Source organism: Streptomyces sp. NPDC007991 (assembly GCF_042958445.1).
Taxonomy (GTDB): Bacteria; Actinomycetota; Actinomycetes; order Streptomycetales; family Streptomycetaceae; genus Streptomyces.
In genome coordinates, this window is the sequence record NZ_JBIBJD010000001.1 from 225,859 (window position 1) to 238,155 (window position 12,297).

Annotated in this window: 8 protein-coding genes; 7 read left to right on the forward strand and 1 reads right to left on the reverse strand. The window is 71.4% G+C overall.

The genetic code is table 11. The annotated features are described in order from the left end of the window. The first annotated feature begins 121 nt into the window (after positions 1-121). Positions 122-1,969 (forward strand): asparagine synthase (glutamine-hydrolyzing), encoded by a 1,848-nt coding sequence (gene asnB / locus ACFZDA_RS00975; RefSeq protein WP_391072908.1) that lies wholly within the window; start codon positions 122-124, stop codon positions 1,967-1,969. A 46-nt stretch (positions 1,970-2,015) separates the two neighbouring features. After that, complete coding sequence (locus ACFZDA_RS00980; RefSeq protein WP_391072911.1) at positions 2,016-5,087, forward strand: amino acid adenylation domain-containing protein; 3,072 nt, start codon at positions 2,016-2,018, stop codon at positions 5,085-5,087. Positions 5,088-5,153: 66 nt separating this feature from the next. Here ACFZDA_RS00980 and rfbB read toward each other — a convergent pair whose 3' ends face one another. Next, the gene (gene rfbB, locus ACFZDA_RS00985; RefSeq protein ID WP_391072913.1) at positions 5,154-6,131 is read right to left on the reverse strand and encodes a dTDP-glucose 4,6-dehydratase; all 978 of its coding nucleotides are present in this window, start codon (positions 6,129-6,131) and stop codon (positions 5,154-5,156) included. A 424-nt stretch (positions 6,132-6,555) separates the two neighbouring features. On the opposite strand from rfbB, the gene ACFZDA_RS00990 reads away from it, so the two are divergent. From ACFZDA_RS00990 to ACFZDA_RS01010, 5 genes are read left to right on the forward strand one after another with little or no spacing between them, the layout of a single operon-like run. Beyond that, on the forward strand, positions 6,556-7,857 hold the full coding sequence (locus ACFZDA_RS00990; RefSeq protein ID WP_391072916.1) for an activator-dependent family glycosyltransferase: 1,302 nt from the start codon (positions 6,556-6,558) through the stop codon (positions 7,855-7,857). Next, a complete protein-coding gene (locus ACFZDA_RS00995; RefSeq protein ID WP_391072918.1) occupies positions 7,854-8,987 on the forward strand; it encodes an aldo/keto reductase in 1,134 nt (377 codons plus the stop codon). The genes ACFZDA_RS00990 and ACFZDA_RS00995 overlap by 4 nt, the downstream gene beginning before the upstream one ends. A gap of 27 nt (positions 8,988-9,014) precedes the next feature. After that, entirely contained in the window at positions 9,015-9,788 is a 774-nt protein-coding gene (locus ACFZDA_RS01000; protein ID WP_391072921.1) for a TylF/MycF/NovP-related O-methyltransferase, read from the forward strand. Between the two features lie 43 nt (positions 9,789-9,831). Continuing rightward, positions 9,832-10,899, forward strand: a complete 1,068-nt coding sequence (locus tag ACFZDA_RS01005) for a glucose-1-phosphate thymidylyltransferase (RefSeq protein WP_391072923.1) — start codon at positions 9,832-9,834, stop codon at positions 10,897-10,899. A gap of 9 nt (positions 10,900-10,908) precedes the next feature. After that, entirely contained in the window at positions 10,909-12,285 is a 1,377-nt protein-coding gene (locus ACFZDA_RS01010; protein WP_391072924.1) for an NDP-hexose 2,3-dehydratase family protein, read from the forward strand. Positions 12,286-12,297 lie beyond the last annotated feature (12 nt).

A 12,297-nucleotide genomic window follows, 5' to 3' on the forward strand; every position in this document is an offset into this window, starting at 1 on the left:
CGACGGGCCGCCGCGGCCAGGACCCCCAGTTGTGCCGCGCATCGCCCGGGGAGATGCCTGCGCGACGGTGCACGACCGCGGACACGATGCCCCGGACCACTCAACGGAATGAGGGACGAGCATGTGCGGAATTGCCGGGTGGCTCTCCTACCGGCGCGACCTGGAGGCACAGGCCGAGACCGTCGACGCGATGATCGACACGCTGAAACGGCGCGGTCCGGACGATTCCGGGCGCTGGATCGGCAGGCACGCGGCCCTGGGCAACCGCCGCCTGTCGGTGATCGATCCGGACGGCGGCCACCAGCCGATGACCGCGGAATCCGAGGACGGGACGGTCGTCCTCGTCTACACCGGTGAGACGTACAACTTCACCGAACTGCGCAGTGAACTCCGATCGCGCGGGCACGCCTTCCGCACCGGGAGTGACACGGAAGTGGTGCTGCGCGGATATCTCGAATGGGGAGTGTCGGTCGCCGAACGGCTCAACGGGATGTACGCCTTCACGATCTGGGACGGTCGCACCGAGCAACTCCACCTGGTGCGCGACCGCCTGGGCGTCAAACCCCTCTTCTACTACCCGACGGACGACGGCGTTCTGTTCGGATCCGAGCCCAAGGCGATCCTGGCCAACCCCATCGCCGAGCGTACGGTCGGGCTCACCGGACTGCGCGAGCTCTTCTCCTACGTCAAAACCCCCGGGCCGGCCTTCTGGGAGGGCATGCGCGAGGTCGAACCCGGGACGATCGTGACGGCCGACCGGAGCGGACTGCGCACCCGGGTCTACTGGACCCTGCGGACCATGGAGCACACCGACGGTCTCGACGCCACCGTGGGCCGGGTCCGCGAGCTGCTGGACGACATTGCCGCGCGGCAGCTCGTCGCCGACGTACCCCGGTGCACGCTGCTTTCCGGAGGGCTGGACTCCTCGACGCTGACCGCGCTGGCCGCCGGGCGACTGACGCGCAGCGGCGAGCGGGTGCGCAGCTTCTCCGTCGACTTCCTCGGCTACACCGCGAACTTCGTCAGCGACGGCATCCGCGAATCTCCCGACGCGCCCTACGTGAGGGACTTGGTGGCGTACTGCGGAAGCGACCACCAGGACATCGTGCTCGACGCCAAGGACCTGGCCGATCCCGGGCTCCGGGCCGAGGTGGTCGCCGCCTACGACTTCCCCCCGTGCGTGGGGGACATGAACGCCTCGCTGTATCTGCTGTCCAAGGAGGTCAGGCGACACTCCACGGTGGCACTCTCCGGTGAATGCGCCGATGAGGTGTTCGGCGGCTACAAGTGGATCCACGACGCCGGAGCCCAGAAGGCGGACATCTTCCCCTGGCTCGTCCAAGGGGACGGGGACCAGACCGTCGATCCGTTCGAACGGGCCTTCACCCCCGACGTCGAGAAGAGCCTCTCACTCGCGGAATACGCCCGTGACTCCTACCGGTCGGCCGTGGCCGGCGTCGAGCGGGCGCCCGGCGAGGACGACCGCGAGTTCACCATGCGCACGGTGTCCTATCTGCATCTGACCCGCTTCATGCAGCTGCTGCTGGAACGCAAGGACCGGATGAGCATGGCCGCAGGACTGGAGGTACGCGTCCCCTACTGCGACCACCGTCTGGTGGAGTACGTCTACAACGCGCCCTGGTGGATGAAGACCGTGGACGGCCGGGAGAAGAGCCTGCTCCGGTCCGCCGCGGCCGACGTCCTGCCGCGGTCGGTCGCCGAGCGGGTGAAGAGCCCCTACCCCTCCACCCAGGACCCCCTGTACGCCGCGGCTCTCCGGGATCAGACGCGAGACCTGCTCGCCACCCCGAACCACCCCGTGTTCGACCTGATCGACCGAGGACTGCTGGCGGCGGCGGTGGCCGACGAAGGCCCCGCCACCACTCAGGGCAGCCGCAGCGCCCTGGAGCGCGCCCTGGACCTCGGCGCCTGGTTCGACGCGTACGCGCCCACAGTCCGGCTGTCCTAGGCCCGGTACCCGGGACCGGCGGCCGAGAGAGGAAGTGTGCACCGGCATGGAACCTGATCGAGGCTGGAACGACACCCAGCGTCCCTACCCGGACGGTCAGAGCGTGCACGGCATCGTGGCGCGCATCGCCCGGGACCGGCCCGGGGCGGTCGCCCTGATCGACGGGGACGAGCGGATCACCTACGCCGAACTCGACCGGGCGGCCGACGCCTGTGCCCACCGGCTGGCCGCATTCGGTGTGGGCCGCGGCCAGGTGGTGGCGGTGCTGCTGCCGCGCGGCGCCGAACTGGTGGTCACGATCCTGGGGGTGCTGAAGGCCGGCGCGGCCTACGCCCTGCTGGAGACGGAGTGGCCACGCGCCCGCCTGCGCGACGTGCTCGCGGAACTCGGCGCCGAGGTGGCCGTGTGCGACTCTGGCCGCGCCGACGGGCTCGGCCCGCGGGTGTGGACGCCGCCGGGGTGTCGAACGGCGGAGCCCCCGGAGGGGTTCACCCCGGCCGGGACCGGCGGCGCCGACCCGTGCTGCGTGTTCGTCACCTCGGGCACCACCGGGAGGCCCAAGGCGGTTCTGTCCCCGCACCGGGCGACCGTGCGCCTCTTCCGCCGGGGACTCTCCTTCGGCGACTTCACCTCGCGCACGGTCAAGCCGCTGGCCGCCCCGCTCCCCTGGGACGGGTTCACCCTGGAACTGTGGTCGGTGCTGCTCACGGGCGGCACGTCGGTGGTGGTGCGCGAGCCGTACCTGACCCCGGACGCGCTGCGCCGGATGGTCCGCGACCACGGGGTCTGCGACGTGTTCCTCAGCAGCGGGCTGTTCAACCTCTTCGTGGACGAGGACATCGAGGCGTTCGCGGGCGTCGCCCAGGTGATGACCGGCGGCGACCGGTTGTCCGTCCCGCACGTGCGGGCGTTCCTCGACCGGTTCCCCGACTCCGTCCTCATCAACGGCTACGGACCGGTCGAGAGCACCGTGGTCGCCGCCACGCGCCGCATCGTCCGCGCCGACTGCGACAGCGGTGCCGGCGTGCCGATCGGCCGCCCGGCCCCCGACACCCGGGTGCACGTCCTCGACGGCGACCGGCTGTGCGAAGTCGGTGAACCCGGGGAGTTGTGCGTGTCGGGTGACGGTCTGGCACTCGGCTACCTGGGGGATCCGGAGGCGACCGCACGCCGCTTTCCGGTGCTGGAGCTGGACGGGAAGGCGACCCGCGTGTACCGCACCGGCGACCTCGCTCGCTGGGACGAGGACGGCGTGCTGCACTTCCTCGGGCGGCTGGACAGGCAGGTGAAGATTCGCGGCCACCGCGTCGAGCCCGCCGAGGTGGAGCGGCAGATCGAGCGGGTGCTGAAAGTGCGGCGGTGCGTCGCCGTCCCGCGCCGCGCGGCTGACGGCGGTTACCGCGGACTGGCCGCGTTCTGCGTACCGGAGCAAGGGGGGGACCGGCTGGCCGGAGCCCTGTCCGCACTGCGCGGGGTACTCGCTCCGTACCACGTTCCCGAGGCCGTGATCGCCGTCGACACGATCCCGCAGACCTCCCGCGGGAAGGTCGACGAGACCGCCTTGCTGGCCCTGCTGGACGGCGCGGAGGGCACCCCGCCCGCCGGTGAAGCGCCCGCGGCCGGCGCCGCCGAGGACCCCGGGGACGACCTCACCCTCCTCGTGGCCCGGGTCTGCGCCGACGTGCTGGGACGGGACGAGGTGCCCTCCGGCGCGGACTTCGTCGCGCTCGGTGGGACCTCACTGGACGCCGGACGGGTGTGCGCGCGCCTGACCTCCGAGTTGGGCAGGCCGGTACCCGTCTCACTGCTGCTGCGCGAACGGAGCGCGCGCGGCCTGGCCGACTCCCTGCGAGTCACGCCCGCACCGGCGTCCGGGGCGGTCGACGACGGCGGACCGGTCCCGCTCACGCCGGTACAGCGCGATTTCCTCGCAAAGCACGGCAGCGCCCCGGACGACCGGATGGCCCACTGCACCGGCGTGTGGGTCGTCGACGGACCGGTCGACATCGCCGCCCTGGACCGTGCCGCCGCGTACGTCCACGACCGGCACGAGGCGCTGCGCGCCGCCTACCGGGACACCCCGGTGCCCGGCGCCGTACCGGGGAACACTCCGGCGCCGCGGACCGCACTGCTCCCGGGCGCCGCCTCGGAGGAGGAGGCGGTCCGGGAGGTCCACCGGGAACTGCTCCGGCCGCTGGAGATCACCCGGGGGGAGATCTGGCGGCTCGCCGCCACGCCGATCGCCGGTGGCGGCGCCACGGCCATCGGGTACGTCGTGCACCACATCGCCTTCGACGGCTGGTCGGAGACGGTGCTCGCGCGCGACCTGGGGGAAGGCTACCGGGGGGTCGCCGAGCGGGGCCGCACCTCGTCCCTGGCCCGGACCCGGGCGCTGTGGGACGCGCATCGAGCGGCGCTGCCCGCCGTGGAGCCGTTGCTCCAGGAGCTGGTGGACGAGCTGCGGGACACGCCCGAGCTGCCGCTGCGACCGGCCCCCGAGACGAACCGCCGGGGGCCGTCGCGCGTGGTGCGGAGCTTGTCGAGGGAGGCCGCCGCAGCGCTGCGCGACGAGGCGGCGCGCTCCGGCCGTACCCTGTTCACCGTCCTGATGGCCGGTTACGCCCGGGCCGTTGCCGCGGTGACGGGCCAGGATGACTTCGGCGTGGTCGTTCCGGTGGCCCAGCGCCTGGACGCGGGCATGGAGGACGTCATCGGGTGCCACGTCAACATGGTCTGCATCCGGGTGCGGGAGGCCCTGGGCATCACGACGGACGGCGCGGCGCCGCTGGTTCGCCGCGCTCTGGCGGCCCAGCACGTCGGCTTCGACCTGCTGATCGGACGGCTGCGGGAGGTCATGCCGTCCCGCACGCCGGGCACTCCGCTGTTCCAGACGAACTTCGTCGTGCAGGGCGATGCCGCGCCCGGGCTCGACCTCGGCCCGTTGCGGGGCCGGCCGGTGCGCCCGCCGTATGCCGGGCTGACCACGCCGCTGCAGACCGAGGTGTGGCCGGACGAGGAGGGTGGCCTGCGACTGGTGGTGAACTTCCTGCCGGCCGCCGGGGGCCTCGTCGAGGAGCTGGCCGACGCGTTCTGGCAGAACCTGGGCGGCAAGGGGTGAAGGTGCGGGAGCGGTCCGGTCGCCCTGCGACGACCGGACCGTTCCCCTGCCGCTCGCCGGCACCGCTCAGGCGTACCCGACGGCATCCTGGGCCAGGTTCCACCAGGCACGGTTCTCCCGGTACCAGGCGGCGACTGCGGCCAGTCCCTCGTCCAGTCCGACGCGCGGAACGTAGCCCAGTTCAGTGCGGATCTTGCTGTCGTCCACCGCGTAGCGCCGGTCGTGGCCCTTGCGGTCCCTCACGAAGCGCACGCGGTCCCAGTCCGCCCCGAACAGCTCCAGAAGCCGTCCGGTCAGGTCCTTGTTGGAGAGCGGGTCGCCCCCGATGTTGTACACCTCCCCCGCCCGGCCGTGACGCAGCACCGTGTGCACCGCCCGGCAGTGGTCGTCGACGTGCACCCACTCCCGGATGTTTCCGCCGTCGCCGTAGAGCCGGAGCGGGAGGCCTCCCAGGAGATTGGTGATGAAGGCCGGAATGACCTTCTCGTTGTACTGGTACGGGCCGTAATTGTTGCAGCACCGGGTGATGGACAGATTGAGGCCGTGCGTACTCCAGTACGCGCGTGCCAGCAGATCGGCACCCGCTTTGGAGGCCGAATAGGGGGAGTTGGGCAGCAGCGGGGCCTCCTCGGTCCAGGCGCCCTCGTCTATCGAGCCGTAGACCTCGTCGGTGGACACGTGCACGACGCGCCGGATACCCGTTTCCAGGCAGCAGTCCAGCAGGTTCTGGGTGCCGCCGACGTTGGTCCGGACGAAGATGTCCGGCACGGTCAGCGATCGGTCCACGTGCGTCTCGGCGGCGAAATGCACCACCGCGTCGTGCCCGGGAAGGACGTCGAGCAGGAGTCGGCGGTCGCACACGTCGCCGCGGACGAAGCGCAGCCGGGGGTGCTTCATGGGGAGGTTGGAGGTGTTCCCGGCATAGGTGAGCTTGTCCAGCACCGTCACCTCCGCCCGCTCGGCGCCCGGATACTTCTGGGCGAGGAGACTGCGCGCGTAGTAGGAGCCGATGAAGCCGGCCCCGCCGGTTACCAGGATCCTCATACCTCATCCCCCTGAAAGGGTCGACCGATGGGATTCATGTCGGATCACCATCGTGTGCTGTTCCGGACGGTAACTCGATATGTGGGAGCAGCGAAAATGGAATCCGGGTTGCCAAACCATACACGACGGCGTTGATAAAGCAATCGCGCAGGGAAATCCGGATTGCCGATCCTGTCCCGCCGGCGGTACACATGTCTTATGTCATCGCCGTGACCTGCATTGACGGCCGGCGGAGTTTTTCGATGTCGTCTATTCGTGGACACCCGGCAGGTGCCGGGCTAAGGTCGTCGACGACATTCGCCACGAATTCAAGAGCCACCTCGCGGTGCCGCTCGCCTCGAATGCGGCGGTCTCACATTACTTCACGGAATGGGATCGGAATGCGTGTCACTATGCCCGGAGCCGGGTGCTGGAGAGGGTGCACATGCGCGTCTTGATGCTGACCCTGCCGATGCTGAAGTCCCACCTCTATGTGCTGGCCCCGCTCGCCTGGGCACTGCGCTCCGCGGGGCACGAGGTACGGGTGGCATGCCAGCCCGACCTGACCGAAGCGATCACCTCGGCGGGCCTCACCGCGGTCTCGGTGGGTGTGCCGATGGCCGGGGCCGCGGAGGAGGTGGCCGCCGCCGGTCCTGAAGCCGCCCCGCCTCCCCGGCCGTTGCCCGCGCGCAACCCGGTGCAGTCCGACTACGGCGGTGACGACCCCTGGGCCGAACTCGACTCCGCGGTCAACAACTTCCTGCGGCACTGCTGCCCGGAGCCGATGCTCGACGACCTCGTGGGCTTCGCCCGTTCCTGGCGCCCCGACCTGGTGCTGTGGGACTGGATGACCTACGCGGGCGCCATAGCCGCCCGAGCCTGCGGCGCCGCGCACGCCCGTGTGCTGGGCGGGACGGACGCCCTGGTACAGCTGCGCCGGGCGTGGCGGAGCGGAGCCCCGGACGACACCCGGCAGGACCCGCTGCGTGCCTGGCTGGAACCGCTGCTCGACCGGTACGGCAGCGACTTCGCCGAGGACGCCGTCACCGGCCGATGGACCGTCGACACCCAGCCGGAGTGGGCCTGGCGCCCCGGTGGTGTGCACCGCGTGCCGGTCCGGCAGCTCGCCTACAACGGGCCCTCCGTGGTGCCCCGCGAACTGGACGCCCCGCCCCAGCGGCCCCGGGTGTGCATCACCATGGGCGGTTCGCAGCGGGGCGGCACGTACTCCGAGGCCTCGCCCGCCGCCCTGCTGGAGGCCGTCGCGGACCTCGACGTCGAGGTCGTCGCCACGTTCACCGCCGCCGACCTCCGAGACCGCGTTCTCCCCGACAACGTGCGCACCTACGACTACGTGCCGCTGACGGCCCTGCTCCCCTCGTGCGCGGCCGTCGTCCACCACGGCGGTTTCGGCACCATGGTCTCGGCGCTCGAGAGCGGCGTGCCCCAGCTGGTCGTGCCCGGCGAGTTCTGGAGCAACAAGTGGTACGGGCCGGTGGCCTACGCCAACGGCCTCCAGGAGCAGGGCGCCGGCGTCTACGTCGCCGACTCCGACCGGCTCTCGCCCGACCTGCTCCGCATGCACCTGAAGGAGGTCCTCGACGACCCCTCCTACCGGACCGCCGCCGAGCGGCTGCGCCGTGAGGCGCTCGGCACGCCGGCCCCTTCTGCGATCGTCCCCGCGCTGGAACAGCTGACAGCCGCCCACGTCCCGCCCACGTGCACCGCGCCGAGGGGCCACCGATGATGAGAGCAGACGCCGCGACGACCCCGGCCCCCACCCGTACCCGCCTCGGCCGTACGGGCCTGACGGTGAGCCGGCTGTGCCTCGGAACCGTCAACTTCGGCGGACGTGTCGAGGAGCCTCAGGCGCACCGGCTCATGGACCACGCCTTCCACGGCGGCATCGACTTCATCGACACGGCGAACATCTACGGATGGCGTGTTCACAAGGGCCACACCGAGGAGGTCATCGGCCGCTGGTTCACCAAGGCGCCGGCCCGTCGTGACGACGTCGTGCTGGCGACCAAGGTGGGCAACGCGATGACCGATGCCCCGGGCGACGGCGGGCTGTCCGCCAAGGCCGTCGTCGCCGCCTGCGAGGCATCACTGCGCCGGCTGCGCACCGACCGGATCGACCTCTATCAGATGCACCGGGTCGACCGGGAGGCCGACTGGGCAGAGGTCTGGGAGGCGATGGACCGGCTCGTCCGGCAGGGCAAGATCCGCTACGTCGGTTCCTCGAATTTCGCCGGGTGGGACATCGCCACCGTGCAGACCGCCGCCTCCCGCCACCGCACCCGCGAGGAGGTCTCCACGCACCGCGCGGACCTGCTCCCCGGCGAGGCCCCCGGGCACCCGGACCGGCCGGCCGCCTCGCCCCCGCCCGCCGACGAGCGCCGCCGCCCCCCAGGGCTCGCCTCGGAGCAGTGCCTCTACAACCTGCTCGTGCGGCACGCGGAGCTGGAGGTGATCCCGGCGGCCCGCGCCCACGGCATGGCGGTGCTCCCCTGGTCGCCGCTGCACGGCGGGCTGCTCGGTGGTGTGCTGCGCAAGACCGCCGCGGGTACCGCGGTCAAGTCCGCCCAGGGACGCGCCGAAACAGCCCTGGGCGACCCGGCCGTGCGCAGGGCGGTCGAGGCCTACGAGCGGTTCTGCGCGGAGATCGGCAGGGACCCCGCCGAGGTCGGCCTCGCCTGGGTGACGGCCCGCCCCGGGGTCACGTCCACGGTGATCGGGCCGCGCACCCCCGAGCAGGTCGACGGGGCGCTACGGGCGCTCGCGTCGCCACTGAACGAGGCGGAGACCACTCGCCTCGAGGAGCTGTTCCCGCCCATCGGCCGGGGGGGACCGGCTCCCGACGCCTGGATCACCTGACCCCCTCTTTCCGTGAGGAGCACCTGCATGCCCCGTCACACCGATCCCCGGATCCTGCCTCGCGAATCGGAGCGGGAGCGCGACGCCCGCGAACGGCTGACCAAGCTGATGAGCGGCAGTCTGATCCCGCCCGAGTACCTCATCGACCACCTCGGCATCTACATGCGGCGTCACCAGGTCTCCGACCTGCTGTCCATGGACGCCCTCTACCGGATGTGCGCCGGCGTCCCCGGAGTGATCATGGAGTTCGGCGTGCTGCACGGACGGCACCTCGCCGCGCTCACGGCGCTGCGCGGCATCCACGAGCCCTACAACTCCACCCGCCGGATCATCGGCTTCGACACCTTCACCGGATTTCCCGACGTGGCCGATCAGGACAAGGTCAGCCAGAGTGCCACCGTGGGCCGGTTCGCCACTGCCGACGGCTTCACCGAGCACCTGCGCGAAGTGATCGAGTGCCACGAGGCGGTCGAGCCGCTCGGACACGTCCAGCGCACCTTCGTCGTCGAGGGTGACGTCCGCGCCACCGTTCCCGCGTACCTGCGGGACAACCCTCAGACGATCATCGCGCTGGCCTACTTCGACCTCGACCTGTACGAGCCCACACGCGACGCCCTTGAGGCGATCCGTCCCTACCTGACCAGGGGCAGCATCATCGCCTTCGACGAGCTGGCGCACCCGAAGTGGCCCGGTGAGACGGCGGCGCTGCGGGAGGTGCTGGGCATCGACTCCGGGCAGCTCCAGGTACTGGACGTCCCGGGCCGCGACGCACCGCTCGTCTACCTCCGGTGGGACCGATGACCACGGGGAACCGCGCCCGTGCACCACGAGGAAGGAGAGGCCCGTGAAGGCGCTCGTCCTGGCCGGAGGATCAGGCACTCGGCTGCGTCCGTTCAGCCACTCGATGCCCAAGCAGCTCGTCCCGGTCGCCAACCGGCCCGTCCTCGCACACGTCCTGGACCGCGTCGCAGAACTGGGCGTCACCGAGATCGGCATCGTGGTGGGCGACAAGGCAGCGGAGATCGAAGCCGCCGTCGGCGACGGAGCCCGCCTCGGGGCACCCGTCACCTACATTCACCAGGAACGGCCCCTGGGACTGGCCCACGCGGTCCGGTCGGCCCGCCCCTTCCTGGGTGACGACGACTTCGCCATGTTCCTCGGCGACAACATCCTGCTGCCGGGGGTCCTCCAGGCCGCCGGGGACTTCCGCGCGGGCCGCCCCTCGGCACAGGTGGTCGTGCAGAAGGTCGCCGACCCGCGCCAGTTCGGCGTCGCCGAGATCGACGGTGAGGGGACGGTGCTCGCTCTCGCGGAGAAGCCGGCCGAGCCCCGCGGCGATCTCGCACTGATCGGGGTCTATTTCTTCACCTCGCAGGTCCACCGGGCGGTGGACGCCATACCGCCCAGCGCCCGCGGCGAGCTGGAGATCACCGACGCCATCCAGTGGCTGGTGGCCTCCGGAGCCACGGTTCGGGCGACCGAGCACACCGGGTTCTGGAAGGACACCGGACGGCCCGAGGACCTGCTGGCATGCAATCGCCGCCTGCTCGAAGAGCTGGAGCCACGGGTGGACGGAGACGTCGACGGCGGCAGCCGGCTGACCGGCCGGGTCGTCGTGGAGCCCGGCGCTGTGGTGGTGCGCTCGCGGATCGAGGGCCCCGCCATCATCGGCGCCCGAACGGTGGTGGAGGACTGCGACATCGGCCCCTGCACGTCGGTCGGGGCCGACTGCGAACTGCGAGGCTCCGTGCTGGCCGACTCCGTCATCATGGAGGGCACCCGAGTGCTGCGCACGCGTGGCCTGGCCGGCTCGCTCATCGGCCGCTCCGCGGTCATCGCTCCCCCCGGGGCCCAGGGGAAGCCCGGCGAACTGCTCGTCGGCGACCACTCCCTGGTCGCCTGGGGAAGGTGAGGAGACGCGATGTACGCTCCCAGCACGCTGGTTCCGCGCACCGACGACGACCTCTCGGCGCGGTTCGCCCGTTCCGCGCTCGCCGTCGACGAGGGGCACTGGATACGAACCGCCGACGTCGAACCCTGGCTGCGGGACCGCGCCCGGGCACACCGTTTCCAGGTGCACCGCATCCCCTTCGAGGACCTCGACGGCTGGTCCTTCCACCATGACACCGGCAACCTGGGCCACCGCAGCGGCCGGTTCTTCACCGTCGAAGGGCTGAGGATCACCGGTGGTCCCGGCGCTCCGGACGCCCGGGAGCAGCCGATCATCAACCAGCCGGAGATCGGGATCCTGGGCATCCTGGCCAAGGAGTTCGACGGGGTCCTGCACTTCCTGATGCAGGCCAAAGCGGAGCCGGGCAACCCCGAGCCGGTTCAGCTCTCGCCGACGGTGCAGGCCACCCGGAGCAACTACACCCGGGCGCACGGCGGTTCCGTGGTGAAGTACCTCGACTACTTCACCCGGCCGGAACGCGGCGGGGTCCTCGTCGACGTCCTCCAGTCGGAGCACGGTGAGTGGTTCTACCGAAAGTCCAATCGGAACGTCATCGTCGAGGCCGCCGGACCCGTCGAGACCGGCAGCGACTTCTGCTGGCTCACCCTCGGCCAGATCGGTGCGCTTCTCCGGCGCAACCTGCTGGTGAACATGGACGTCCGGAGCGTACTGGCCTGTGCGCCGGTGCTCGGCTCCGAGCCCGGCGCCCGGAACCCCGACGTCGCCCTGCAGTCGTGGCTCTCCATGCGGCGGGCCGTCAGCGACATGCGTGCCGAACTCGTCCCGCTGGCCGGGCTGCACGGCTGGCAGCGCACCCCGGCCTCCTTCGAGCCGGCCTCGGACGGCGGGTTCCGCGTGGTCGCCGTCCGGGTCGAGGCGGCCAACCGGGAGGTGGCGGGATGGAGCCAGCCGCTCGTGGAACCGAAGGGCCGCGGGCTTGCCGCCTTCCTGCTGCGCAGGTTCGACGGCGTGCCCCATCTCCTCGCGCACGCCCGGACGGAGGGCGGGCTGACCGACGCCGTCGAACTGGCACCCACCGTGCAGGCCGTGCCCGAGGAGGCAGGTGTCGACGGCCGGCCGCCCTTCCTGGACGAGGTGCTCGCGGCGGCACCGGAGCGGACTTTGTTCGACGCCTGGCACTCGGAGGAGGGCGGCCGCTTCCTGAACGCGGTGAGCCGCTACACCGTCGTCGAAGCCGGCCCGGACGTCGCACCGCGCACCCCGCCACCCGGATTCATGTGGGCGACCCCCGGCCAGCTCGGTGACCTGGTACGCCGAGGACGCTACGTCAACGTCCAAGCCCGGACGCTGATATCGGCACTCAACACAGGAGCGGTCGCGCTCTGAAGCCGGCCGTCC